This is a genomic window from Peptoniphilus raoultii, assembly GCF_900099555.1.
GTDB classification, from domain to species: Bacteria; Bacillota; Clostridia; order Tissierellales; family Peptoniphilaceae; genus Peptoniphilus_A; species Peptoniphilus_A raoultii.
Window position 1 is genome coordinate 1,464,176 of the sequence record NZ_FMWM01000002.1, and the last position, 26,973, is coordinate 1,491,148.

Below are 26,973 nucleotides of genomic sequence, written 5' to 3' on the forward strand. Positions count from 1 at the left end.
GAATTACTTATTCTTTTTATCTCCAATAACTTCTTCTGCAATTGACTTTGGAACTTCTTCATAGTGGTCAAATTGCATTGAATAATTTGCTCTACCTTGTGTATTAGAACGCAAGCTAGTTGCATAACCAAACATTTCTGCTAGAGGTACATAACAAGTAACAATTTGAGCTCCTGCTACAAGTTCCATACCTTCCATTCTTCCACGTCTTGAATTTATATCTCCAATTACATCTCCCATATATTCTTCAGGAGTTGTAATTTCTACTTTCATCATTGGTTCAAGAAGAACTGGGCCTGCTTTTGCAAGGGCATCTCTTAATGCCATAGAACCTGCAATTTTGAAAGCCATTTCTGATGAATCGACATCATGGAAAGAACCGTCATAAAGGGTAACTTTAATATCTAATACTTCATATCCTCCAAGTACACCTGATTGAAGAGCTTCTTCAATACCTTGTTGAGTTGGTCCAATAAATTCTTTTGGAATAGCACCACCAACAATGGCATTTTCAAATACAAATCCTTCGCCTGGTTTTAATGGTTCAACTTTAATCTTAGCATGACCATATTGACCACGACCACCTGATTGACGAACGTATTTACCTTCGCCTTCAGCTCCCTTTGTAATTGATTCTCTATAAGATACTTGTGGATTACCAATATTAGCTTCAACTTTAAATTCTCTTAAAAGTCTATCAACAATGATATCTAAGTGAAGTTCTCCCATACCAGATATAATTGTTTGACCAGTTTCTTCATCTGTATAAGTTCTGAAAGTTGGATCTTCTTCTGCAAGTTTTTGTAGTGCTATTGCCATCTTATCTTGAGATGCCTTTGTTTTAGGTTCAATAGCAACTGAAATAACTGGTTCTGGGAATTCCATATTTTCAAGTATAACTTGTTCTTTTTCATCGCAAAGTGTATCGCCTGTTGTTGTGTCTTTTAGACCAACGGCAGCTGCAATTTCACCAGCGTAAATTTCATTTATTTCATTTCTTTTATTTGCGTGCATTTGTAGAATTCTTCCTACTCTTTCACGCTTGCCTTTTGTTGAATTCATTACATATGAGCCAGCCTTTAAAACGCCTGAATAAACTCTAAAGTATGCAAGTTTACCAACATAGGGATCTGTAACTATTTTAAAAGCTAGGGCTGAAAATGGTTCTTTATCTGATGCGTGACGATCAACTTCATTTCCATCAAGATCTGTACCTACAATTGCAGGAATATCTATTGGAGATGGTAGATAATCAATAACTGCGTCAAGTAGTAATTGAACCCCCTTATTTTTGTAAGATGAACCGCAAGAAACAGGTGTTAATTGAACTGCAAGTGTTCCTTTTCTAATGGCTCTCTTAATAAGTTCGTTTGAAATATCTTCGCCTTCCAAATACTTATCCATAAGTTCTTCATCAAAATCGGCTACTTTTTCAATCAAATTTTCTCTATATTTTTCAGCTTGTTCCTTGTATTCTTCAGGAATATCAGTTTTTTCAATGATTGTTCCTAAATCATCCTTATAGATTTCAGCAACCATTTCAACTAAGTCTATCATTCCTATAAATGTATCTTCAGCTCCCATTGGGATTTGAATTGGAACAGGATTTCCGTGAAGTTTCTTTTCGATTGTGTCAACTGATCTAAAGAAGTCAGCTCCTGTAACGTCCATTTTATTAATATGGGCTATTCTTGGTACTTTATATTTGTCAGCTTGTCTCCAAACTGTTTCAGATTGAGGTTCTACCCCTGATTTTGCATCAAAAAGAGCAACTGCCCCATCAAGAACTCTTAAGGATCTTTCAACTTCAACTGTAAAGTCAACGTGTCCTGGTGTGTCAATGATATTTAGCCTGTATCCCTTCCAGTGAGCTGTTGTCGCTGCTGAAGTAATTGTAATACCTCTTTCTTGCTCTTGTTCCATCCAGTCCATTTGAGCAGCACCTTCGTGAGTTTCTCCAATTTTATGAATTTTGCCCGCATAATATAGGATACGTTCAGTTGTAGTTGTCTTACCGGCATCTATATGAGCCATGATACCTATATTTCTAACTTTTTCTAGTGGTAGCTCTCTAGGCATTTTTTTCCTCCCTCATTTGTTTACCATCTATAGTGTGCAAAGGCCTTATTAGCTTCTGCAGTCCTATGCATTTCTTCTTTTCTCTTTACACTACCGCCCAAATTATTTGATGCATCCAAAATTTCTTTTGCAAGCCTTTCGTCCATAGTGTGTTCTCCTCTGGCTCTGGCATATTTAACTAGCCATCTTAAACCTAAAGTTTGACGTCTTTCAGGTCTAACTTCCATAGGAACTTGGTAAGTCGCCCCACCAATTCTTCTACCTTTTACTTCAAGTACAGGCATAACATTATTTAAAGCCTTGTAAAATACATCAAGAGCTTCTTCGCCTGTTTGTTCGGCAATTTTTTCAAGTGCGCTATAAACTATTCTTTGTGCCGTTCCCTTTTTGCCGTCTAACATAACATTGTTAATTAATTTTGTAATTACAACATCGTCATAAACAGGATCGGCCATTACTTCTCTTTTTTGAATATGTCCTTTTCTTGGCATAACTTCCCTCCTTAACCAAATAGTAATTCTTCGGTACTCGGTCTCCCGTTTGCTAAGAATCTATAAAAAAATTTAATATTCTTATTAATTCTTTGGTTTTTTAGTACCGTATTTAGATCTTGCTTGTTTCCTGTCAGTAACGCCTGCTGTATCAAGTGTTCCTCTTATAATGTGATATCTAACACCTGGAAGATCTTTTACTCTTCCTCCACGAATTAGAACAACACTATGTTCTTGCAAGTTGTGTCCGATACCTGGAATGTAAGCCATAACTTCATATCCGTTTGTTAAACGAACTCTGGCTACCTTTCTTAAAGCTGAGTTAGGTTTTTTTGGTGTAACTGTTCTAACTGCTACACATACTCCTCTTTTTTGTGGAGAATTAACTTCAGTTTCTTCTTTTCTTAAGGTATCATAGTTGACATCAAGAGCAGGAGATTTTGATTTAGTTTCTACTTTCTTTCTGCCTGATCTTACAAGTTGATTTATTGTTGGCATTCCTACACCTCCTTAAAAATTGTACATTATTTAAGACTACCTGTGGGTAGCCTCAAATCTCTAAATACTTAGTAATTTTACCATTAAAGCTTTTAAGTGTCAATTAAAAGTTCCTTTAATTTCTGCAATTTATTGGATTTTTTTACAATTATTTCCTTTATACATATTTTATATATGAATTTGTTGAATTCCACTTAAATTTTTTCAAAATATACCTGTTTTTTTTATAATAGTAATTTCTTAAAATTTTTTAAAATCTTATCTTTTATAATTAAAATATAAATATATTGGAGGTTTCATATGAACAAAAAATTTGCAGCAGGTATTTTAACACTTGCAATGATTTCATCAACAGTTACTTCTACTTTTGCCTTTAATTTTCCAAAACTTGGAAAAGCAAATGACAATGCTCAAAAAGTTGAAGAACTGAGAAAGATTAATATTGTATCAGGCTATGCTGATGGAAGCCTTGGCCTTGATAAAAATCTTACAAGATCCGAACTTACAAAGCTTGTAGTCTATGCCATTGGCGAAGATAAAAAAGCAGCTGAATTAAAAGATAAGGAAAGCACTTTTAAAGATGTTAAAAAAGAATATTGGGCTAACGGTATTATTAATACTGCCGTTAATTTAAAAAATGAAAAGGGCTTATCTTTAATTAGTGGATATCCTGATATGACTTTTAAGGGTGATAGTAATATTACTTATGCTGAACTTGTAAAAATCCTTGACGTTTTAAAAAATCCATCTGTAGACGAAGCTAAAGTAAAGGAAATGAAGTGGCCCGATTCATGGATTAAAATGGGTGATGACCTAAAGATTACTGGCAAAGACCTTGGAGTTGAAATTAAAGACTATTCTAAGGATGCCATAAGATCAGACGCTTTTGTTATGATTTATAATGCAATTGTTTCTGATGCTAAAGTCGAAGAAAAGAAAGATCAAAAATCTGAAGAAATTAAAATTGAAGATGTTAAGGCTGGGGTAAAATCTTTTGTAGAATTACTTGAAAAAGGAAATGTAGTTTCTGACCTTGAAAAGGTTTCTTCCAAAGATGGTTTTGAAGCAAGAATCCCTACTAGCGAATTAGCTCTTAAAGACTTAAAGGCAGGAATTGAAAGAGCAAAAATCCTTGTTGACAAAAAAGACTTAAGTCCTGCTGAAGAAAAGGAACTAAGAGATCTTCTTCCGAAAGTTCATGAAAAGAAAGACCTTTTAACTGGTGGTTTAGCAAAACTTGCAACAAATTTTGCTGTTGACTGGAATACACAAGTAAATAGGGATTTCAAAGCAAGCCATGGAAAGGATTATACTAAACTTACTGATAACAAAATTGTAATTAAATCTAAGGCTGCAAGTCTTGACCAAGGTAAAATTGCTGTTATGCTAAATGCTGTTAAAGATTCTGATTATAAGGATTCAAGCCTTGATCTTAAAACTGGAGCAACTCCAAAATATAAGAAATTTAAAGTTGATCCTAAGTACTATGAAGTTTCAAAAACTGATGATGGCTATGTTATTAATTTAAAGACAAATGAAGCTGGATATGAAGAAGCTATGAAAGATGTTAGAATTCTTAAACCTGTGGTTCACTATGTTTTAGGAGAACAAAAGGCAGTTCGTGACGGCAAAGACATAGTCGCTAAAGTTCTTATTGAAAATGGCGATTTAGTTTTCATTCCTGAAAAATAAAAATATATAAAAAATTATCGGGTTTATCTCACAATTGATAATCCCGATTTTTTTTACTTAATTTTTGGAAGGTCAAGACTTATTACAGTCTTTCCAGCCCTTGAATCTATAATTTTAATTTGCCCCCTGTGAAGGCTTACAATTTTACTTACAAGGGCAAGGCCAAGACCAGTTCCTGAAACTTTTCCATTTCTTGATTTGTCTGCCCTATAAAAGGGATTAAAAATTTTTCCCCAATCATCTTTTTCAATTCCAATTCCTGTATCAGTAAATAATATTTTTGCCCTTCCCTTAGCTACTGAAATATTTATAGAAACTTTTCCACCTTCTCTATTATATTTTATTGCATTTTCTAAAATATTAAAAATTGCCCTATAAATTAAAGTGTCATTTCCTTTAATAGCAATATTTGTCCCAGAAATTTCAAGGTCAATTTTTTTTGACTCTGCAAGAGGCGTGAGATCCTGAATAATTTCCTCAACCAAAGGATATAGGTCAATCCTATCATTTCTCTTAACAGAATCAAGTTCTGATATATCAAGGAGAATTTTTGTCACGTCCTTTAATCTTTCTATTTGATTTTCAATTTGGTCCATTGTTTCCCTAGCCAGACTTAAATCTTTAGATGAATCACTTTTAAAATAGTCAATTTTTGCCTGCATAAGGGCAAGAGGGGTTCTAAGTTCGTGGGCTGCATTTGCCGTAAACTGCCCCTGCTCCTCAAAGGAACTTGAAAGTCTTTTTAAAAGTTCATTAAAAGATTGACTTAAATTTTTAAATTCTTTAACCTGATCTTCATTGACGTAAGAAGAAGTTAAATTTTCCATTTCAATTCTTTCAATTTCTCCAGAAAAATCCTTGAGGGGTTTTAAGGACCTACCCGTTACAAAATAGGCTATAACTCCAGATGTCAAGGAAATGACAAGAGTTATAATCCATCCGCTTAGGGAAAATGCCGACTTTGAAGTGTCAATTTCATTGCTAATGTCTTCTGTAAAATCCTTAATCTTATCTTCCGGTATACAAATGTATAAGGAATTTTCACTGCTCTCATCAGGCTTTGTCAAGTCTGAATAATTTGTAATAAATCCCCCAATTGATTCCATATAAGTAACTCCCCTATAATAAAGTGCAAGGTTCATGGCAATGCAGCTTAGGACAATTAAAAGAGATGTTAAAATAGTAATTCTCCATTGTAAAGAAATTTTTTTCATTTTTCCTCTCCTATTAAATATCCAACCCCCACCTTATTAATAATAGGATCATAGGAAATGGCCGCTTTTAATTTTTTTCTTAAAGATGAAACATGAACTCTTATGGAATTTGAAAAAGGATCAACACTATCATCCCAAACATGCTCAATTAATTCTTCTTGGCTTACAGGTCTTCCCTTATTTAAAAGGAGGTATTCTAAAATTCCACTTTCCTTTCTTGTTAAGGAAATATCTTGATCTTTTGCTATTGCCTTCCTTTTTTTTGTATCAAAAGAAAGATCTTTATAAGATAAAACAGTTGAATTTTGAACGAACTCCCTTCTTAAAAGTGATCTTATTCTAGCCTCAAGTTCCTCTAAATGAAAGGGCTTAATTAAAAAGTCATTGGCTCCCTTGTCAAGGCCCTCAACCCTATCCTTAATTTGGGATCTGGCAGATAAAATTATAATCTTAGTTTTATTGTCAAAATTCCTAAAATTTTCAAGAATTTCCATGCCGTCCATTCCCGGAAGATTTAAGTCAAGGACAATTAAATCATAGGATTCAGTTTCAAGTAGCTCCATGGCCTCTAATCCATCACTTGATGTATCAACTTCAAAACCACTAGCCTTTAAAGAACTGGCAAGAGTTGTGCAAAGCTCTTTTACATCTTCTACTATTAAAATATGCATATGGCCTCCAAAAAAATTTAAAATTTTTTTATTTTTTTATTTTTCTTAACACAAATTTTATATAGGATATTGTAACATAAAGAAAAGATTTAAAGAAAGGGTGATTATAATTATTAGTAAGCACAAAAGTAAAATTCAATTTTTAACTTTTATTTTGGGGGTCCTATTTATTTTTTATGGATCATACAGAGGAGAAATTAATGTAGTATTAAATAAGGCAATTAAATTATGTTTGGAATGTGTTGGCATTGGATAAGAAAGCGAAATTTGCAAAATTTTTAGGCTCTTATAGAAATCCCCTTCAAGGCTTTGCAAGTCTATTAACAAATATCCACATTGGAAATTTTTTGAAGGGAGATATATATAAGGGAAAAGCAAAATCTATGTGCGTTCCAGGTCTTAACTGCTATTCATGCCCTGGTGCAACAGGTTCTTGCCCAATTGGTGCCTTTCAGGCAACTGTTGGCTCATCAAAATTTTCTTTTGCCTACTACGTTACAGGAATTTTAATTTTATTCGGAGTTCTTCTTGGAAGATTTATATGTGGCTTTTTGTGCCCCTTTGGTTTATTCCAAGACCTTCTCTATAAAATTCCAACTAAAAAATTTTCCACCAAAAAATTAGGATCCTTAAAATATTTAAAGTATTTAATACTTGCCCTAATGGTTATAATTCTTCCAATTTTTATAACAAATGAACTTGGAATGAGTAACCCTTTCTTTTGTAAATATCTTTGTCCGCAAGGTGCTCTTGAAGGTGCCATACCTTTAAGTTTTGTAAATCCAAGCGTAAGAAATGCCCTAGGTAAATTATTCACCTGGAAATTTATCCTTCTAATTATAACAATAATTTCCTCAATATTTACCTACAGACCCTTCTGCAAATTCATCTGCCCTCTTGGAGCTTTTTATGCTCTAATGAATAAGGTTTCATTTTTGCAAATGAAGGTGGATTTTGGATCTTGCATAGGCTGCAACAGATGCTATCATGTTTGCAAGATGGATGTGGACGTAAGAAAAAGTCCCAACCATGCAGAGTGCATTAGATGCGGACTTTGTGCAAAATGCTGCCCAACGGGAGCAATTTCATATAAATATGGTTTTGGAGAAAGCCTTGAAAAAAAGATGCCTTCTCAGGAAATACTTAAAAGTGTAAAGGAGTAAAATTATGAAAACAAAAAAATTAGCCGCTGTTTTATTAGCAGGAGCAATGTTATTTTCCCTATCTGCTTGCGGAAACAAGGGAAATGGAGGAAATAGTTCTGAAAATACTAAAGTTGAAGAAAATGCAGGCGAAACAGACAAGAAAGTTGCCGAAATAAAGGCAAAAATTCAAGAGCTATCAACAAATGAAAATAAAATTTTTGAAGCTCACAAGGATTTATGGGACAAACTTTTTGCCCTAGCAGATAAGGAAGACAAGGGATCGGCTTTAATTGATGACGGAACTCCCTATACAGAATATTTGACAAAATTAATTGACAAAAATGCAGGTGAATTTACTGAAGAAGAAGTAAAAATCTTAAAAGGAGATGTTGACAAAATTAAGGCAGAAGATGCAGAAATAGAAAAACTTCAAAAGGAACTTGAAGGATTAGAAAAAGAAAAATTGCCTACAGGATCAGATGAAACTTTTCCTGAATTTACAGGAAAAGACCTTGATGGCAATGACGTTGATTCTTCAATATTTTCAAAAAACGCAGTAACAGTTATGAATTTTTGGTTTAATGGTTGTGCTCCTTGCGTTGCAGAACTTAAGGATCTTGATAAGTTAAATGAAGACTTAAAGGCAAAGGGTGGCCAAGTTATTGGAGTTAACACAGAAACATTGGATGGAAATGAAGAAGGAATTGGAGGAGCCAAAGAAATAATTGATGCCAAGGGCATAAAATATCAAAATATTTACTTTGACTCAGGTTCAGAAGCTGGAAAGCTTGCCCTAGGAATTACAGGCTTCCCAACAACAATTCTTATAAATAGAGAAGGAAAAATAGTTGGCGATCCCCTCCTTGGAGGAATTGACAAAAAACAAAATTATGACAGCCTAATGAAGCAAATTGACGAAATCATCGCAGCCGACAAAAAATAAAAAAATATAAAAGTAAATTAAAATTTTTAACATATATAACTTATTGAAAAGGCCGGACAAAAAATCCGGTCTTTTTCTTTTATAACTATTCAATTATTTGCAGGTCTTTTGGAAAATTATTTAAAAGTTTGCAGCCATCTTCTGTTGCCATTACTAAATCTTCAATTCTCACTCCAACTTCACCAGGAAGATAAATTCCTGGTTCTATGGAAAATATATTTCCAGCCTTTATAAGGGTGTCATTTGCCGAAGAAACATCTCCTGCATCGTGAGTTTCAAGCCCAATAAAGTGACCTGTTCTGTGGGTAAAATATTCACCATAGCCAGCATCTTCAATAACTTTTCTTGCCGCCTTATCCACATCTGAAAGTTTTACACCAGCCTTCACCTTGTCAATTGCAGCAAGATTTGCCTTTAAAACTGTTTCATAGACTTCTCTTGACTTTTCAGGAACACTTTTATAGAAAAATGTTCTTGTCATATCAGAGGCATAGTCATCTAGCATACACCCCATATCAACAACAATGGAATCCCCTTCTTTTGGAAGGCTAGCATCTGTTGAATGATGAGGGTCTGCTCCATTTGCCCCATAGGCAACAATTGGTTCAAAGGAAAATTCATTTGATCCCATAGACTTATAAACTTCTAAAAGATATTCTGCCATTTCACTTTCTTTAAGGCCTTCCTTTAATTTTTCCTTCATCATTGCCATGGCCTTATCATTTACTTCAGATGCCTTAAACATCTTTTCAATTTCTTCTTCGTCTTTAACTCCCCTTAGGTCGTCAATGATTTTTGAAGCAATCTTATAATCTGCCTTGTGACCGTCCATTATAGGCAATAAAAATTTTGCAGGCATATTTTTGTCAAGACCAACGCTTCCTTTTAAGTCTTCTAAAATAAGTTTTATCGGATTATCAGTATCTATAAAAGATTTAATTTCTAAATCAAATTTTGGAGCCGGGAAAAGTTTATTTAAATATAAAATTACCTTTCCTTCCCTAGAGATATTTAAAATTAAAAGTCTTTCTTCAGGGTCATACCACTTGCCTATTAAATAAAATATGGCATAGGGGTCTGTAATTAAAAAATTATCAATATTTTCTTCTACAAGTTTTGCTCTTAATTTTTCTATTCTATTATTCATAATACCTCCTAAAAAAATTAGTTATTTCTTTCATAGGGCTTGCCATCTGCTGATGGTCCCTTTGATCCCTTAACAAATAATACAAGAACAACAAGGGTAATAATATAAGGAATCATTGAAAGAATATTTGTATCTATCTTTACACCTACTGACCCTAAAAAGATTGAAAGACCTTGAGATGCACCGAAAAGTAGGCAGCCAAGCATAGCACCTTGTGGTGTCCAACCTCCAAAAATCATGGCAGCAAGGGCAATAAATCCTTGACCTGAAATTAAAGTTTCTCTATAAGATGAAACAACAGAAAGGGACATACTTGCTCCCCCAAGTCCTGCTAAAAATCCTGAAGCCAAAACCGAAATATATTTTATTTTATAGGCATTAATTCCTAAAGTTTCTGCAGCCCTTGGATGTTCTCCGCATGATCTTATTCTTAGTCCCAGTCTTGTCTTATATAGAATTAGCCAAGTTAGGAAAACTAAAATTAAGGCTATATAAACAATTATATATTGGGAAAAAATGATGTCTAAATATTTTAAAAATGGAAATTTTGCCATCCTTTCCGCTGTGAAAAATCCCTTAAAAAGCATTGGAAGTTTATTTTCATAGGGGATTGGCTTTGACATTGCCGCACCGTCAAAAAATAATCTGCAAAGGAAAAGAGCAAGGCCAGGGCCCAAAAGATTTATAGCAATACCTGAAACAACATGGTCTGCTGCAAGAGAAACAGTTGCAATTGCATGAATTAAGGCAAGAGCCATTGCCCCAAGGCCGCCGCACAAAAAGGCCAGCCATGGATTTCCACTATAAAATCCCACAATTGATCCAACAATTGCCCCTATTGACATCATGCCTTCAAGGCCGATATTTACAACACCGGCATTTTCACTTATTACTCCTCCAAGAGCCGTATAAATTAAGGGGGCTGAATATAAAAGTGTTATGGATAAAATATTAGCTAAATTTAATAAAAAATCATTCATCTTTTTTCGCCTCATTTCCACTAGCAGATTTAGGTCCCTTAAAGATCTTAAATCCCCTTTGTTTTAAAATTTCAAAAAGTTTAGGCATAGAAATAAATATAATGATTATGCCAATTACTATTTTTACAACTTCTGAATATGTTCCTATTGTTGTAAGCTTTGCTCCCCCATAATTAAGGGCAGAATATAAAATGGCGGAAGGAATTATACCTATTGGTGAATTACCTGCAATTAAGGCAACTGCCATTCCGTCAAAACCATAACCCTCAGTAGATGACATCCTTCCAATATTATGATTTACACCTAAAACCATAATTGCACCTGCAAGTCCTGAAAGAGCTCCAGAAATTGCCATAGATTTTACTATAGATGAATTAATATTTATACCTGCATATTCTGCAGCTGATGAATTAAAACCAACAGCCTTTAATTCATAGCCAAGTGTTGTCTTCTTTAAAATATACCAAATTACAATTACGCATATTATTGCAAAAATTATTCCCCAATTGACTGGCGGATTTAATATATCTCTAATAAATTTATTAGACCTTAAAAATTCCTTTCCTGCTTCAGATTTTTTCCAAAGACCCAAAATTCGTATTGATGCACTTTCAAGAATTGGATAGGAATTATCTGATTCAATATTTCTTAAACTGTGAAAAGTTAAGGCAAAATTTGAAAGATAAAAGGCAACCCAATTAAGCATTATTGAAGAAATAACTTCATTTACTTCATGCTTTGCCTTTAAATAACCTACAATTCCTCCCCAAATAGCTCCACAAATACCACCAACAAAAAGGGCAACAATAGCATGAATAACTGGAGGCATGGGAACTAAAATTCCCACAATTAAAGCACCAAGTCCTCCAACAATATATTGACCTTCAGCTCCAATATTAAATAAACCTGTTTGGAAGGCAAAAGCAACTGAAAGTCCTGTTAAAATATAGGGGCAGGCCCGAACTAAAACCCAAGAAATATATTTCGGCTTTCCAAAAGAACCTAAAAATATAACCTTATAGGCCTCAACCGGGTTAATATTATTTATTATAAGAATTACAGAACCAATTAAAACGCCAAAAAGAATGGCAATTAGTGTATAGACAAATCTTTTATTAATTTTCATTTTTACCACCTGCCATGTATAGGCCTAGCTGCCTTTCGTCAGTATCTTCCCTTTTGAAGGAGCCTGTAATTTTGCCTCCAAAAATTACATTTATTCTATCAGATAGAGCAAGAATTTCATCAAGTTCAAAGGACACAAGTAAAACAGCCTTGCCCTTATCTCTTTGGTCTACTAAATATTTTCTAATAAATTCAATAGCACCAACATCAAGTCCTCTTGTTGGCTGTGCAGCAATTAAAACGTCAGGATCATTGGAAATTTCCCTTGCCAAAATTACTTTTTGCTGATTGCCACCAGAAAGATCTCCTGCTGCATAGGAAATATCCCTAGGTCTAACATCGAATTTTTCAATTAAATCTTTGGAATAATCTTCAATTTCCTTGAATTTTAAAATTCCCTTTTTAGAAAACTGATCCTTATAATAATTTTCCAAAACAATATTTTCAGCAATTGAATAATCTAAAACAAGACCTCTTTTTTGTCTATCTTCCGGGATATTATACATTCCCTTTTCTTGGATATGTCTTGGACTTTTATTGGCAATATCTTCCCCATTAATTAAAATCTCGCCGCTTGTCACCTTTCTTAATCCTGTTAAGGCTTCTAAAAGTTGTGATTGACCATTCCCATCAACTCCAGCAAGTCCTAAAATTTCTCCATAGTGAAGTTTTAAATTAAGGCCATTAACCTTATTAATTCCCTTTTCATCTTTAACGACAAGATCCTTAATTTCTAAAACTAAATCCCCCTCTTTTTGTGGACCCTTTTCAACATTTAAAAGTACAGACCTTCCCACCATCATATTGGCAAGATCTTCTTCAGACACATCTTTTACATCAACAGTTGCAATTTTTTTGCCCCTTCTTATTATTGTGCACCTATCTGCCATTTCCTTAATTTCTTTAAGTTTGTGAGTAATAATAATAACTGCTTTTCCCATATCCGAAAGATTTTTAATTATTTCCCCAAGTTCATCAATTTCTTGAGGAGTTAAAACTGCAGTTGGTTCGTCAAAAATTAAAATATCCGCTCCCCTGTAAAGAATTTTTAAAATTTCAACCCTTTGCTGAGTGGAAACAGTTACATTTTCAATTTTGGCATCGGGGTCAATGGCAAGACCATATTTTTCAGAAAGATCTAAGACATCCCTTCTTGCCTTTTCCATATCAAGAAAAATTCCCTTTGTCCTTTCCTTTCCAAGTATTATATTTTCTACTACAGTAAAAGGTTCAATTAACATAAAATGCTGATGGACCATACCTAGCCCAGCTTCAATAGCATCTTTTGGGTCTTTAAATTTTTTCTTTTGGCCTTTTATGTATATATCACCTTCAGTTGGCTGATACAGACCATAAAGCATATTCATTAAAGTGGATTTGCCGGCTCCATTTTCACCTAAAAGCGCATGAACCTCGCCTGCTTTTACATCTAAATCAATCTTGTCATTGGCAACGAAATCACCAAATTTTTTTGTGATTCCTCTCATTGATACAACAAGATTATCCTTATTTATATCCAAGCTAAACTCTCCTTTACTTTGTTAAATAAATTATATCAAAAGATTAAGAATTATTAAATAAATTAATAAGAAATAAAAAATCATTGACTTTTATGTAAATTAAAAAGGCTCGGACTTCCGAGCCTTTTGTTTATTCTTCCTCATTTTTGTGGTGGACAATACTTACAAACTTTTCCCCTTCTTTTATTTTTCTAACTCTCTTTTCAAATTCCATTCTGCTCATCCAAATTAATTTACCGCAGTCTAAACATTCGAGTTTAATATCTGCACCAACTCTAACAATTTTCCACTTATTTTCACCACAGGCATGAATTTTTTTCAAAGTTACTATATCATCAAGTTTATAATATAACATAGGTCCCCCTTATTTTATTGATATATCTTCGTTTTCTCCTTCGGATATTCTTTTATTTGTAATCCTGTAAAGATTAAGTTCATTATCCTTTAAAAGACCAATAGTTAGGCCTTCTATTTCAATTTTTTCTATGGAGTAGCCTAGCCTCCTATAAAATTCTCCGCCCTTTCCTATTTCTCCTCCAATATCTGACGGTCCTAAAACATAAACCGAGCCTGAAATTAGTTTTATCTTATTTACATTTGCGGCAATTATTTTTTTCTCAGTTTCTTCCAGCTTATAATTATATTTTGACAGTATGCCAGAATGGAGAAGGTAAGTTATCTTTCCATTTACGGCAATGTCTGTTATGTTTGGAATCTTTGCCGTATAAAAGTTTTCTTTATCTATATACCTATATAGATTTTCATTGGTGAGGGCCAAAAAGGAATTTCCTTCGGCTTTTATAAACATAACTACTTCATTATTTAATGTCTTTTGTTCATTGACTCCCTTTTTTGAAAGATTTAAAAGTGACTTATAACCATTGGCACTAATTTGCATTTCTCCAACAGCAAAATTATTTTTGTCAATTAGATTGTGGGCTAAAATTCTATTTCCTGTAGAATAAAGTTCTGAAAGGGAATTGTCATTTCCCAATACATAGAGGATTTCCTTATCCTTATCTTCTATATGAAAGACTGTATTGGAATTTTCATAGGATATATTTAAAATTTTTCCTGGAACTACAATTGTATTTAAAAGCTCTCCATATTCGGAATATTGATAAACTCTTTTTAGGTCTTCTTCATATAAAAAGGCATAGTTATTTATAAAATAATTTTGGAGTTTGTCATCATCTCTTTCAATTTTCTTTAAAATGTTGCCTTCCTTGTCACAAAGGTAAAGGGTATTGTTGCCCCACAAAAACACGGACTTATTCGTTATGTGAAAGTCTTCAATTGGGCTTTGGGTATTCATGCCCTTAATTCTTTCAATGGTCCTTGTCTTTGTAAAGTTTGACCTATTTCCAATTATATATATGAATAAAATCAATAAAAAAATAATCATTAAGAGATGATTTTTTTTAATTTTCAAAATTCGTCACTTCCTATGGGGCTTTCCCCTATGCTTATAGTTCTTCTATTGCTTTTTTTATGTGGTCTGTGGTTATGTCAAAATATTTATAGACTTCGCTTCCCTTGCCTGAAACTCCAAAGGAATCTATGAAAATATTTTTCCCTTCAAAGCCTGTATATTTTTGCCAACCAAAGGATGATGAAGCTTCAACGCTAAGTCTTTTTGTAATTTTCTTTGGAAGGATTTCTTCCCTATAACTTGCGGCTTGGGCTTCAAAAAGTTCCATTGAAGGCATGGATACAAGTCTTACATTATCCATTTCCTTTACTGCCTCATAGGCAAGATGAACTTCAGAGCCTGTAGCGATTACAATTTTTTCAAGTTCTCCCCTTTCCTTCTTTAAAACGTAGGCTCCCTTGCTGGCATCTCTTGAAGAATTTTCCATTTGTGGAAGGTTTTGTCTTGTTAAAATCAAGGCTACGGGAGTGTGTTTTGACTTCATGGCAATTTCCCAGCCCACTGCAGTTTCTCTGCCGTCGCAAGGTCTAAAGACAATAATATTTGGTATAGATCTTAGGGCTGCAAGATGTTCTATTGCTTGGTGGGTTGGTCCATCTTCTCCAACTCCAATTGAATCGTGAGTAAAGATAAAAATATTTGGAATATTCATTAGGCAGGAAAGTCTTATTGATGGCTTCATATAGTCTGAAAAAACTAAAAAAGTTGCCCCATAAGTTCTTAAACCTCCATGGAGAAGTATTCCATTTGTTATTGCTCCCATGGCATTTTCTCTAACGCCAAAGGTTAAATTTCTTCCTTCCCTATTTGTTTTTGAAAAATATTCTTCCCCATCTAGGGATGATTTATTTGAAGGTGCTAGGTCAGCTGACCCTCCAAAAATATTTTTATATTTTTTGCCAATATGGTTTAAAACTTTTCCTGAAGATCCTCTTGTTGCCATATCTTTATTGAAAGAATCATAGACCTTTTCATCAATAAAGGAGTCCTTAATCTTTCCTTCATAGTTATCCATAAAGTCTTTATAAAGATCTGGATATTTGTCCTCGTAGGCCTTTTCCTTTTCTTTTTCCTTATTATATTTTTCTTCTAAATCCTTAATTATTTCTTTAAAAGAATTTTTAACTTCATCTGCCACATAAAAATCTTCATCTTTCATGGCAAAAAATTCTCTAGTCTTTTTAATATTTTCCTCGCCCAAAGCTTCGCCATGACTTTTTTCTGACCCAGCTCTTGGGGATCCATAGCCGATTTTTGTATTAATTTTTATTAGAGATGGTTTATCTGATTTTTTTGCAAGCTCTATAGCCTTTCCAATTTCTTCTAAAGAATTTCCGTCCTTAACTTCAAAGACCTTCCAATTTAAGGCTTCATATCTCTTTAAAACATCTTCAGTAAAGGCAAGCTCTGTTGAACCTTCAATTGTAATATTATTAGAATCGTATAAAACTATTAATTTTTTTAAATTCAAAGTTCCTGCAAGGGAGGATGCTTCGTTGGAAATTCCCTCCATTAAACAACCATCTCCAACAAGGGCATAGGTGTAGTGGTCTATTAATTTCAAATCCCTATTATAAATACTTGCAAGTTTTTCTTCTGCAAGTGCCATTCCAACAGCCATTGAAATTCCTTGCCCCAGAGGGCCTGTTGTTGCTTCAACCCCCTTTGTATGACCATATTCAGGATGGCCAGGAGTTTTTGAATCAATTTGCCTAAAATTCTTTAGGTCATCAAGAGTAAGTCCATAGTCAAATAAGTATAAAAGTGAATATAAAAGTGCTGATCCATGACCTGCAGACAAAATAAATCTGTCCCTGTTAAACCAAGCTGGATCCTTTGGATTATGTCTTAAAAAGTTTTTAAAAAGTTCATAGGTCATTGGTGCAGCCCCAAGTGGCAGACCTGGATGACCAGAATTTGCCCTTTGAACTTGATCAATTGATAACATTCTTATAGTATTTACATTATTAATATCCTTCATTGTTTCTCCTTCCCTCTTTTATTTCACGCTGGATTTATCAAATAAAACTGCAAGCAAAAATTTTGGAATGGCTAGCTGTCTTTTAATTCTTTTGGGGTCAGTAATAAGCCTATAAAACCATTCTAAATTTAATTTTATAAAAATTTCCGGAGCTCTTTTGGTAGCACCTGCCAAAATATCTAAAACTCCTCCATTTCCAATAATAATTTTACCCTTTAGCCTATCATAATTTTTGTCTATCCATATTTCCTGTTTTGGGAAACCTAGACCCACAAAAATTATATGGGGATTTTTTTCATTTATTTGCCTAATTATTGCTTCCTCCTCAGGAGAATTTATATCCCCCGTGTGAGCTCCTTTAAAATAACCATTGTGATAGCCACAAATAATTAGGTTTTCATATTCTCTTTTCACATTTTCAGCTGCCCTTTTGGCAATTCTCTCTTTTCCCCCTAAAAAGTATACTTTTAAAGCATCTTTATTGGCCATTTTTAAAAGCTCAATTGAGCTGTCAAAACCAGTTACTCTTTCTTTCAGAGGCTTTTTTCTCATTTTTGAGGCATAAATAAGACCAATTCCGTCAGCTAGAATTAAATCCCCCTTATTTATTAGGGCCTTTAGGCCTTCATCGTTTTTTGCCGCCATTACAATTTCCGTGTTGGGCGTATAAATTTTATTTAATTTTTCAGACTTTAAAAAAGAATTTAAAATTTTTTTATTTTCTTCAAAGTCAATATTACAAATATTTACTCCAAATATAGAAATAGTATTCAAAATATCCTATCCTTAATTAAATTTCTTTCTTGATTTTATCATAGTAGGCCCTTATTTTCCATAAAAAAACCAAAGGATGTGTCTAAAATTTACAATTTAAAAGAGCCGTCCTAAGACAGCTCCAATATGTAAGTCCACAACTATTTAATTCCCAAACTCACTTTTATAGCCGCATCTATACTATCCATTACATCGTCACCGAATTTGCCTATTTTTTCTCTGAGCCTTTTTTTATCAATCGTCCTAATTTGCTCTAGTAATATAACTGAATTTTTTGGAAGCGGTACAGTTTTCGCTTTTACATTTACATGGGTGGGCAACTTAGCTTTATTTAATTGACTTGTGATAGCGGCTACAATTAAAGTTGGTGAATATTTGTTTCCAACATCGTTCTGGACAACCACAACAGGTCTAACGCCACCCTGTTCCGAACCAATAACCGGCGAAAGGTCTGCATAAAAAATATCTCCTCTTTTTATTATCATTATCTCACCTTTTAAGCCTCAGAAAAAACTTTCCCACTTAATTATAAGTTAGAAATTGGTCTTTGTCAAAAATTCACTATTGCCTTGAAATTAAGATTTTTCTAGGCATTTAAAGGTTTTGGGCAAAAATTCTATAATATTTCTTGCAATTAATGAATTTTCTCCATATTTTTCCTTGGCAAAGTCGCCAGCAAGGCCATGGACATAAACTCCAATTTTTGCAGCTTCATAGGGAGGGAGAATTTTTAATAGGGATGAAATAATTCCCGTTAAAACATCACCTGAACCTGCTGTTGCCATGCCAGCATTTCCTGAGTCGTTAATATATACCCTCTCACCATCTGTTACAATCGTATTATGACCCTTGAGGACTAAAATAATTTTATTTTTTTTTGCATATGCCCTTGCCAAATCCTCTCTTGAATTTTCTATATCTCTTAAATCATATCCAGAAATTCTTGAAAATTCCAAGGCATGTGGTGTTAGGACTGTAGAAAAATCGTCCCTATCCTTAAAAGGATTTTCAATTTCCCCTAAGTTTGTTAGACCGTCTGCATCTATTAAAAGGGGTTTTTTTACGGGTAGAACTTTTTTCAAAAGATCAATGGCTGATTCCTTTCTTCCCATACCTGGTCCTATTGCTAAAATATCAAGATTTTTTATAAAAGCTTCTAAAGCATCATTATTTTCAAAGGCTTTAGCTATTGGTTCTACAAATTTAATGGACATAACTTCAAAAATTTCTTTTGGCACAAGGGCATAAACAAGACCTGCCCCAGCCTTTAGGCTTGCATTTGCTGAAAGATAAATTGATCCTGTCATGCCAAGTGAGCCTCCAATAATTCCTATTTTTCCGTAGCTTCCCTTGTGAGAATTTTTATCTCTTTTTGAAATTGTATTTAAAAATTCTTCCCTAACTTTTGGCATAAATTCTCTTTTTTTTGCTATAGCTAGGGCATAGTCTTTTTCATGGCTTATGGATAAGTCAAAAATCTCTCCTTTAAAAAATCCATAGGGCTTTTTTCCAAACCTTAAAATTTCTATCTCCTTTGGAGAAAAATTAAATTCAAAATCCATGGTCTTTATTATGGCTTCCTTGGCTGCAAAAAGTCCTGCAATTCTTTCATAGGGATATTTTCTTTTGTTTATATATGCAATTTCCTCTTCTCCAAAAATCTTTTCTAAAAAATTTGGGTGCTTCTTATAAATCTTTTCTATTCTTGAAATCTTAACAATATCAATACCTAACATTTAACCACTTCCCATTGACTTTAAAAATTTTTATTAGTATAATTTTAGTATATCATATTAAAGACAATGAAGATATACAGTAAGCTTATGCTGAATTACAATATTGGAGTCGAATAATTTTTAAGGCCTTGTGCGAAGAAGGGTGGTACCACGATTGCGTCCCTTTAACGCCTGGGCCTTTTATTGTGGAGGTAAAAATGAAAAATGTATTTGACACGTTAGAAGAGAGAGGTTTTATTGATTCTGTAACTGATGAAGAAAATCTTAAAAAGATGCTTGAAGAAGAAAAGGTAAAATTTTATATTGGCTTTGATGCAACTGCTGATTCATTAACACTTGGTCATTTTTTACAAATTAGGGTTATGCAGCATATGCAAAAGGCAGGCCACATTCCTGTTGCACTTTTAGGAGGCGGCACAACTTCCATTGGCGACCCTTCAGGAAAAAATGATATGAGAAAATTAATGACAAGAGAAGTTATTGACCACAACGCTCAGTGCTTTAAAAATCAAATTTCAAATTTCATAGACTTTTCTCAAAACAAGGGATTAATTTTAAACAATGCTGACTGGCTTTTAAATTTAAATTTTCTTGAATTTGTAAGAAATATTGGTGTTCATTTTTCTGTTAATAGGATGCTAACTTTTGACTGCTACAAAAATAGGATGGAAAAGGGACTAACTTTTTTTGAATTCTCCTATATGCTAATGCAGTCCTATGACTTCCTTTATCTTTATAGAAACCACCATGTTAAACTTGAACTTGGAGGTTCTGACCAATGGTCAAATATTATTGGTGGCTACGAACTTGTAAGAAAACTTGAAGAAGAAAAAGTATTCGGCATGACTTTTAAACTTTTAATAACTGCAAATGGCATTAAAATGGGCAAGACTGAAAAGGGAGCAATTTGGCTTTCAAAAGAAAAAACTTCTCCCTATGAAATGTTCCAATACCTTAGAAATACTGATGACAGAGATGTAATTAAATTTTTAAAACTTCTAACAATGCTTGACATGGACGAAATTGCTAAATATGAAAAATTAGAAGGTCAAGAATTAAATAAGGCCAAGGAAGTATTGGCTTACGAAGTTGTAAAAGATGTTCATGGCAAGGAAGAAGCAGATAAGGCACTAGAAACTTCAAGAAATCTTTTTGGTGGAAATATAAATGCAGAAAATATGCCCTCAAGTGAACTAAAAATTGATATAATAAAAGATGGCATAGGAATTTTAGATCTTATGAACATGGTAGACCTTATAAAGACAAATTCTGAAGGCAGAAGACTAATAAACCAAGGCGGAGTTTCTATAAATGACCAAAAAATTGAAGACCCTGCTTTAATTATTAGGAAAAAAGATTTTAAAGACGGAGAAATAATTATTAAAAAAGGTAAAAAAGTTTACCACAAAATTATTTTAAAATGAGGTGCAAGATGGAAAAAAGTTTAGTTTTCGATTATTTTAAAAAAATTTCACAAATCCCAAGAGGATCAGGAAATGAAAAAGGAATTTCTGATTATCTTGTAAAATTAGGAGAGGAAAAGGGTTATAAGGTAGTTCAAGATAAGGCCCTAAATATTGTTATGGATGTTCCAGCCTCTAAGGGCAAGGAAAATGACAAAAGAGTTATTTTGCAAGGTCATATGGATATGGTTTGCGAAAAACTTCAAGAATCTGACCATGACTTTTTAAAGGACCCAATAGAATTAATCCAAGATGGAGATAAACTTCATGCAAACAAAACAACTCTAGGTGCAGATGACGGTGTTGGCCTTGCAAGTGCCCTTGCCCTTGCAGAAGAAACATCTCACGGCCCAATGACAATTATTGTAACTGTTTCAGAAGAAACTGATATGCACGGAGCCAAGGAACTTGACCCAAAACATTTAGAAGGAGACTATTTAATTAATATTGACTCAGAAGATGAAGGAGTTTTAACTGTTTCATCAGCAGGAGGCAAACAATATCAAGGAATATTTGCTCCTGAATATGAAAATTTTGAAGGTACAATTTTAAAAATTGACTTTGGAGGATTTGAAGGAGGCCATTCTGGTGTTGAAATTTCCAAAAATAAGGGCAATATGATTAAAGTAATGGCAGATTTTGTAAAATTGTCTAAGGCAAGGCTTGTAGATTTTAACTGCGGCACAAAAGATAATGCCATTCCAAGAGAAGGTTTCTTGAAAATTGAACTTAAAGAAGATATCTTTGAAGAAATAAAAAAAGAAATAGAAGAAAAATATAAAGAAGTTGAAGGAAAACTTGAAATCAAGGCAAAAAAAGAAGACTACAAAGGAAAAATCAAAAATAAAAAATCAACAGAAGATTTTGCAGATTTACTACTAGCCCTTCCAACAGGCGTTAAATCATATACAGACGAAAGTAAAAAATTCCTAGAATCTTCATCAAATCTTGCAATAGTTAGAAGGTTCACAGAAGATGAAGAAAAATATGAAATTAAAGATTCTATAAGATTTGCCAAGTCTTCATTATTAGAAGATTTTGAAAAGACCTTTACAGAAATTTCTAAGGGCTATCCAGTAGAAGTGAACTTTATTAATTATTATCCTGAATGGGAATATAAAAAAGAATCAGACTTTAGAGAACTTGTAAATAAAACTTATAAGGACCAATATGGAAAAGAAATGTCCCTTGAAATTACTCATGGAGGATTAGAATGTGGAGTATTTTATAAGAAAAATCCAAATCTTGATATAGTTTCCATAGGACCAACAATTACAGGAGCCCACACTCCAAAGGAAACATTATATATTGAATCAACAAAAAGAGTTTATAAGCACTTAAAAGCAATTATTGAAAATTTAAAATAAAAGCTCTAATATCAAAAAAAATTGGCAAACCTGAATCATGTGGGCTTGCCTTTTTTTAATAAATTTTTAAGTAGAAATAATGAGCTAGACAAATTATTTTCTATATTTTATTGTATTTATAGGATAACAAAATTTATAAATTATTTATAGATTAGAAGGGAGAATTACGGAAAGTAAAAAAATTGAAATGAAAAAGAAAAAAACAATTGCTCTTGTTGCACACGATCACAAAAAGAAAGAACTAATAGAATGGGTTAAGTCCTATGAAAATAAACTAAAAAACCACAATTTAATTGGCACAGGGACAACAGCAACTCTTATAACAAATAACACATCACTTACTGTTGAAAAATTAGCATCAGGTCCTCTTGGCGGCGATCAGCAGTTAGGAGCCTTAATTTAAAAATCCAAAATAGATATATTAATATTTTTTTGGGATCCACTTGAAGCCCTTCCCCACGATCCAGATGTTAAGGCTCTGCTTAGAATTTCGACCTTATATGATGTGGCAATGGCAACTTCAAAAATCACAGCTGATTATTTAATAACTTCATCGCTATTTGATGAAACATATAATGCATATGCACCAAATTCAGATGATAATGTAGAAAATATGATTTATGAAAATAAATTTGAATAAATAATAACTTTTAATTTAAATAAATTTGTCCTTACCCTCATTTTTACTCTTATTAAAATATAAGGATTAGATAAAAAGAACATAGTAATACTTATGATGATAATAATCCTTACTCATTAGTATAATAAAAGCTAGATAAAAATAATAAAATCTAAAGTATTTTATGCGTCCTATACACACCAAAATCTCTTACACACGTTCTACACATAATTAAGAAGGACGGGACTCCCCCCTCATAAATCATAACCACCCGTCAAACGGGTGGTTTGATCACGGGCTATAAGCCCGAGTGATACCAACCAGCGTCTCAAGGCGCTGGTTTTCACTTTGTTCAAACCTTATTATTTTTGCCTCTTTAGCTAGCCCTGAAAGGGCTTCATTCATCTTATTTTGGATGGATCTTCCTATTCTTTTACACTTAATTTATCCATTGCTATGTCATGTTGCTCTTGCTCTCTTATATACTTTGCTATTGTTTGTTCATTCAATCCTACCGTACTTACATAATATCCCTCTGCCAAAAAATGTCTATTTCCAAATTTGTATTTTAGGTTTACATGCTTGTCTAACATCATTAGTGCACTTTTTCCTTTCAAGTATCCCATGAAACTTGACACTGATATTTTTGGGGGAATACTAACTAACATATGCACATGATCTGGCATTAAATGTCATTCTATTATTTCTACTCCTTTGTATTTGCATAATGTCCTAAATATCTCTCCCAAACTATCTCGATATTGATTAAATACTATTTTTCGTCTATACTTTGGTGTAAAGACAATATGATTTTTACACATCCATTTTGTGTGTGATAATGAATTTGCCTTTTGTTCCATATTAATCACCTCTTATTATTTTAGGTCTGAACAACTCTATTATAATACGAAGGTGATTTTTTGCTATAACCTATTGTTGCATATCCGCATAGCGGGTAGTTTTATGTTTCACACGCCTTGCGTGCTCAACTTACTAAAGTCACAAATGAAAAAGACTGCCAAAGGGCAGTCCTTTTAAAATATTATAAAATAGCAAAAGTCTATAAACGAAATGAGTTTTGCGTCCATAGACTTTGAACCGGCAATAACTTACTCTCCCAGGTCGTTGCCAACCAAGTACCATCAGCGGATAGATGCTTAACTTCTGTGTTCGGTATGGTTACAGGTGTGTCCATCTTCCTATTCTCACCGGATAAACTTAAAAACTAAAAACTTTTCTTCTTTGGTCAAGTCTTCGACCTATTAGTACTCGCTAGCTTAAAGTATTGCTACTCTTACACCTTGAGCCTATCTACCTCATTTTCTTCAAGGGGTCTTATCATTTCTGAGGGAAATCTCATCTCGAGGGGGGCTTCGTGCTTAGATGCTTTCAGCTCTTATCCCTTCCAAACTTAGCTTCCCAGCTGTGCCATTGGCATGACAACTGGTGCACCAGAGGTTTGTCCATCCCGGTCCTCTCGTACTAAGGACAGCTCCTCTCAAATTTCCTACGCCCACGACGGATAGGGACCGAACTGTCTCGCGACGTTCTGAACCCAGCTCGCGTGCCTCTTTAATGGGCGAACAGCCCAACCCTTGGGACCTACTTCAGCCCCAGGATGAGACGAGCCGACATCGAGGTGCCAAACCTCCCCGTCGATGTGGACTCTTGGGGGAGATAAGCCTGTTATCCCCGGGGTAGCTTTTATCCGTTGAGCGATGGCCCTTCCACTCGGTACCACCGGATCACTAAGTCCTGCTTTCGCATCTGCTCGACTTGTTGGTCTCGCAGTTAAGCTCCCTTCTGCCTTTATACTCTTTGCACGATTTCCGTCCGTGCTGAGGGAACCTTTGAACGCCTCCGTTACTCTTTTGGAGGCGACCGCCCCAGTCAAACTGTCCAACTGAGAGTGTCCCTTCCCCAGATTCATGGGGTTAGGTTAGAATTCTAGTATCAAAAGAGTGGTATCCCAAGGTCGGCTCCGCATATACTGGCGTACATGTTTCTTTGCCTCCCACCTATCCTGTACATTTGATCCCAAAATCCAATCTCAGCCTACAGTAAAGCTCCACGGGGTCTTTCCGTCCTGTCGTGGGTAAGCGGCATCTTTACCGCTACTACAATTTCACCGGATCCTTTGTTGAGACAGTGCCCAAATCGTTACACCTTTCGTGCGGGTCGGAACTTACCCGACAAGGAATTTCGCTACCTTAGGACCGTTATAGTTACGGCCGCCGTTTACTGGGGCTTCAGTTCTAAGCTTCGCTTACGCTAACTTTTTCCCTTAACCTTCCAGCACCGGGCAGGTGTCAGCTCCTATACTTCGTCTTTCGACTTGGCAGAAACTTGTGTTTTTGGTAAACAGTCGCTTGGGCCTTTTCACTGCGGCCCCCTTTTACAGGGGCTCCCCTTCTCCCGAAGTTACGGGGTCATTTTGCCGAGTTCCTTAACAAAGGTTTTTCCGCTCGTCTTAGGATTCTCTCCTTTCCTACCTGTGTCGGTTTGCGGTACGGGCGATATGTCTCTAATACGCGGCTTTTCTTGACAGTGTGGATTCGTATCTTTCTCTACTTGTTTTCGATCTGCATCATGCTTCACCTTTTTCGGTAAACGGATTTGCCTATTTACCAGACTTTGCATTTGCACGCCTCACCAACTGGGCGCTACTACTATCCTCCTGTGTCCCCACTTATTTCAATCGATTCATATCGGTACAGGAATTTCCACCTGTTGTCCATCGACTACGCTTTTCAGCCTCGCCTTAGGTCCCGACTTACCCTGAGTGGACGAGCCTTGCTCAGGAATCCTTAGGTTTTCGACGGGTGAGATTCTCGCTCACCTCTCGCTACTCATGCCAGCATTCTCTCTTGTATATCATCTACATTGACTTGCGTCTTATGCTTCTTCTTTTATACATTGCTCCTCTACCAATTTTTCAATTCCATAGCTTCGGTATATAGTTTAGCCCCGGTTATCTTCGGCGCAGAATCACTTGACTAGTGAGCTATTACGCACTCTTTGAATGTATGGCTGCTTCTAAGCCAACATCCTAGTTGTCTCAGTAATTCTACTTCCTTTCCCACTTAACTATTATTTTGGGACCTTAGCTGATGGTCTGGGCTGTTTCCCTTTCGACTATGAAGCTCATCCCACATAGTCTGACTCCCTAGGTTGTGTCTCGGCATTCGGAGTTTGATAGGTCTCGGTAACATATGCATGCCCCTTGACCAATCAGTGCTCTACCTCCTTCACACGCCCCTAGAGGCTAGCCCTAAAGCTATTTCGAGGAGAACCAGCTATCTCCGTGTTCGTTTGGCTTTTCACCCCTATCCACAGGTCATCCGATAGCTTTTAAACGCTACCCGGTTCGAGCCTCCATTGAATTTTACTTCAACTTCACTCTGCCCATGGATAGATCACACGGTTTCGGGTCTATGGCAAGTGACTTCCGCCCTTTTAAGACTCGGTTTCCCTGCGACTCCTCTCCTTTAGAGATTAATCTTGCCTCTTACCATAACTCGCTGGCCCGTTCTACAAAAAGTACACGATCATGGCTTGTGCCATTTTCGCTGCTTGTAAACACTAGGTTTCAGATTCTTTTTCACTCCCCTCTCGGGGTTCTTTTCACCTTTCCCTCACGGTACTTGTTCGCTATCGGTCACCAAGGAGTATTTAGCCTTAGGGGGCGGTCCCCCCATGTTCCCACAAGGTTTCTCGTGTCTCGTGGTAGTCTTTTGTACTGATCTTTCTTCCTTTTCGCCTACGGGTCTTTTACCTTCTTTGGACAATTTTCCCAAATTGTTCGGCTAAGTATTTAGATCGTCTGTACGGTCGGGCTGGTCCCATTTCGCTCGCCGCTACTTTGGGAATCGAGGTTTCTTTCTTTTCCTCAGGGTACTTAGATGTTTCAGTTCCCCTGGTTCGCTTCATTAAGCTATGGATTTACTTAATGATTTCCTTTCGGAAGGGTTTCCCCATTCGGAGATCTGCGACTTTCGGGATATTTGCTCCTAATCGCAGCTTTTCGCAGCTTGTCACGTCCTTCTTCGCCTCTTGGTGCCTAGGCATCCACCTAGTGCTCTTTTTAACTTGACCT

At 34.9% G+C, this 26,973-nt stretch carries 23 protein-coding genes, 2 rRNA genes and 1 pseudogene; 8 read left to right on the forward strand and 18 right to left on the reverse strand.

What is annotated here, in order from left to right; translation table 11 throughout:
• Positions 1-3: 3 nt before the first annotated feature.
• The 3 genes from fusA to rpsL form a co-directional block, all read right to left on the reverse strand.
• Positions 4-2,079, reverse strand: a complete 2,076-nt coding sequence (gene fusA, locus BQ4446_RS07200; RefSeq protein ID WP_071027939.1) for an elongation factor G — start codon at positions 2,077-2,079, stop codon at positions 4-6.
• 20 nt (positions 2,080-2,099) lie between these two features.
• Complete coding sequence (gene rpsG, locus BQ4446_RS07205) at positions 2,100-2,570, reverse strand: 30S ribosomal protein S7 (RefSeq protein ID WP_071027941.1); 471 nt, start codon at positions 2,568-2,570, stop codon at positions 2,100-2,102.
• Between the two features lie 84 nt (positions 2,571-2,654).
• Entirely contained in the window at positions 2,655-3,068 is a 414-nt protein-coding gene (rpsL, locus tag BQ4446_RS07210) for a 30S ribosomal protein S12 (RefSeq protein WP_071027943.1), read from the reverse strand.
• 300 nt (positions 3,069-3,368) lie between these two features.
• On the opposite strand from rpsL, the gene BQ4446_RS07215 reads away from it, so the two are divergent.
• Positions 3,369-4,760, forward strand: coding sequence for an S-layer homology domain-containing protein (locus tag BQ4446_RS07215; RefSeq protein WP_071027945.1), 1,392 nt, complete (start codon positions 3,369-3,371; stop codon positions 4,758-4,760).
• Positions 4,761-4,813: 53 nt separating this feature from the next.
• Here the strand turns inward: BQ4446_RS07215 and BQ4446_RS07220 are convergent, their stop codons facing one another.
• Positions 4,814-5,974 carry a sensor histidine kinase gene (locus BQ4446_RS07220; RefSeq protein WP_071027947.1) on the reverse strand — a complete coding sequence of 387 codons (1,161 nt, stop codon included), beginning with the start codon at positions 5,972-5,974 and terminating at the stop codon, positions 4,814-4,816.
• On the reverse strand, positions 5,971-6,645 hold the full coding sequence (locus BQ4446_RS07225; protein WP_071027948.1) for a response regulator transcription factor: 675 nt from the start codon (positions 6,643-6,645) through the stop codon (positions 5,971-5,973). Before BQ4446_RS07225 ends, BQ4446_RS07220 begins: the two co-directional genes overlap by 4 nt.
• A gap of 133 nt (positions 6,646-6,778) precedes the next feature.
• Here BQ4446_RS07225 and BQ4446_RS08765 point away from each other — a divergent pair, with 133 nt between their 5' ends.
• Genes BQ4446_RS08765 through BQ4446_RS07235 form a run of 3 tightly spaced genes read left to right on the forward strand, consistent with a single transcriptional unit; the run spans position 6,779 to position 8,733 of the window.
• Positions 6,779-6,901 carry a CD1871A family CXXC motif-containing protein gene (locus BQ4446_RS08765; RefSeq protein ID WP_280630416.1) on the forward strand — a complete coding sequence of 41 codons (123 nt, stop codon included), beginning with the start codon at positions 6,779-6,781 and terminating at the stop codon, positions 6,899-6,901.
• Positions 6,888-7,808, forward strand: coding sequence for a 4Fe-4S binding protein (locus BQ4446_RS07230; RefSeq protein ID WP_470381995.1), 921 nt, complete (start codon positions 6,888-6,890; stop codon positions 7,806-7,808). Before BQ4446_RS08765 ends, BQ4446_RS07230 begins: the two co-directional genes overlap by 14 nt.
• Before the next feature lie 4 nt (positions 7,809-7,812).
• Positions 7,813-8,733 (forward strand): TlpA disulfide reductase family protein, encoded by a 921-nt coding sequence (locus tag BQ4446_RS07235; RefSeq protein ID WP_071027950.1) that lies wholly within the window; start codon positions 7,813-7,815, stop codon positions 8,731-8,733.
• A gap of 85 nt (positions 8,734-8,818) precedes the next feature.
• Here the strand turns inward: BQ4446_RS07235 and BQ4446_RS07240 are convergent, their stop codons facing one another.
• From BQ4446_RS07240 to BQ4446_RS07285, 10 genes are all read right to left on the reverse strand, one after another.
• On the reverse strand, positions 8,819-9,880 hold the full coding sequence (locus BQ4446_RS07240) for a M24 family metallopeptidase (protein WP_071027952.1): 1,062 nt from the start codon (positions 9,878-9,880) through the stop codon (positions 8,819-8,821).
• 17 nt (positions 9,881-9,897) lie between these two features.
• On the reverse strand, positions 9,898-10,860 hold the full coding sequence (locus BQ4446_RS07245) for an ABC transporter permease (RefSeq protein WP_071027954.1): 963 nt from the start codon (positions 10,858-10,860) through the stop codon (positions 9,898-9,900).
• On the reverse strand, positions 10,853-11,986 hold the full coding sequence (locus BQ4446_RS07250) for an ABC transporter permease (RefSeq protein ID WP_071027956.1): 1,134 nt from the start codon (positions 11,984-11,986) through the stop codon (positions 10,853-10,855). Before BQ4446_RS07250 ends, BQ4446_RS07245 begins: the two co-directional genes overlap by 8 nt.
• The gene (locus tag BQ4446_RS07255) at positions 11,976-13,472 is read right to left on the reverse strand and encodes an ABC transporter ATP-binding protein (protein ID WP_083329071.1); all 1,497 of its coding nucleotides are present in this window, start codon (positions 13,470-13,472) and stop codon (positions 11,976-11,978) included. The genes BQ4446_RS07250 and BQ4446_RS07255 overlap by 11 nt, the downstream gene beginning before the upstream one ends.
• A gap of 163 nt (positions 13,473-13,635) precedes the next feature.
• A complete protein-coding gene (locus BQ4446_RS07260; RefSeq protein WP_071027960.1) occupies positions 13,636-13,860 on the reverse strand; it encodes a DUF951 domain-containing protein in 225 nt (74 codons plus the stop codon).
• A 9-nt stretch (positions 13,861-13,869) separates the two neighbouring features.
• Entirely contained in the window at positions 13,870-14,937 is a 1,068-nt protein-coding gene (locus tag BQ4446_RS07265; protein ID WP_071027962.1) for a hypothetical protein, read from the reverse strand.
• A gap of 34 nt (positions 14,938-14,971) precedes the next feature.
• Positions 14,972-16,918: a transketolase gene (gene tkt, locus BQ4446_RS07270; protein WP_071027964.1), complete on the reverse strand. Its 1,947-nt coding sequence runs from the start codon at positions 16,916-16,918 to the stop codon at positions 14,972-14,974.
• Positions 16,919-16,936: 18 nt separating this feature from the next.
• Positions 16,937-17,692, reverse strand: a complete 756-nt coding sequence (locus tag BQ4446_RS07275) for a WecB/TagA/CpsF family glycosyltransferase (protein ID WP_071027966.1) — start codon at positions 17,690-17,692, stop codon at positions 16,937-16,939.
• A 140-nt stretch (positions 17,693-17,832) separates the two neighbouring features.
• Positions 17,833-18,177, reverse strand: coding sequence for a type II toxin-antitoxin system PemK/MazF family toxin (locus tag BQ4446_RS07280; RefSeq protein WP_071027968.1), 345 nt, complete (start codon positions 18,175-18,177; stop codon positions 17,833-17,835).
• Positions 18,178-18,267: 90 nt separating this feature from the next.
• Positions 18,268-19,428 carry an NAD(P)H-hydrate dehydratase gene (locus tag BQ4446_RS07285; RefSeq protein WP_071027971.1) on the reverse strand — a complete coding sequence of 387 codons (1,161 nt, stop codon included), beginning with the start codon at positions 19,426-19,428 and terminating at the stop codon, positions 18,268-18,270.
• A 197-nt stretch (positions 19,429-19,625) separates the two neighbouring features.
• Between BQ4446_RS07285 and tyrS the strand changes: the two genes are divergently transcribed.
• The 4 genes from tyrS (at position 19,626) to BQ4446_RS08790 (ending at position 22,898) form a co-directional block, all read left to right on the forward strand.
• Positions 19,626-20,852, forward strand: coding sequence for a tyrosine--tRNA ligase (gene tyrS, locus BQ4446_RS07290; protein WP_071027972.1), 1,227 nt, complete (start codon positions 19,626-19,628; stop codon positions 20,850-20,852).
• 8 nt (positions 20,853-20,860) lie between these two features.
• Positions 20,861-22,258, forward strand: coding sequence for a beta-Ala-His dipeptidase (pepD, locus tag BQ4446_RS07295; RefSeq protein ID WP_083329060.1), 1,398 nt, complete (start codon positions 20,861-20,863; stop codon positions 22,256-22,258).
• A gap of 187 nt (positions 22,259-22,445) precedes the next feature.
• On the forward strand, positions 22,446-22,661 hold the full coding sequence (locus tag BQ4446_RS08785) for a methylglyoxal synthase (RefSeq protein ID WP_245149695.1): 216 nt from the start codon (positions 22,446-22,448) through the stop codon (positions 22,659-22,661).
• A 108-nt stretch (positions 22,662-22,769) separates the two neighbouring features.
• Positions 22,770-22,898 (forward strand): hypothetical protein, encoded by a 129-nt coding sequence (locus tag BQ4446_RS08790; protein ID WP_335341266.1) that lies wholly within the window; start codon positions 22,770-22,772, stop codon positions 22,896-22,898.
• A gap of 404 nt (positions 22,899-23,302) precedes the next feature.
• Here the strand turns inward: BQ4446_RS08790 and tnpA are convergent.
• From tnpA to BQ4446_RS07315, 3 genes and pseudogenes are all read right to left on the reverse strand, one after another.
• A pseudogene (tnpA, locus tag BQ4446_RS07305) lies at positions 23,303-23,737 on the reverse strand (IS200/IS605 family transposase).
• A gap of 236 nt (positions 23,738-23,973) precedes the next feature.
• Positions 23,974-24,090: ribosomal RNA gene (rrf, locus tag BQ4446_RS07310) — 5S ribosomal RNA — on the reverse strand.
• A 29-nt stretch (positions 24,091-24,119) separates the two neighbouring features.
• Positions 24,120-26,972: ribosomal RNA gene (locus BQ4446_RS07315) — 23S ribosomal RNA — on the reverse strand.
• Between the last annotated feature and the right edge of the window lies 1 nt (position 26,973).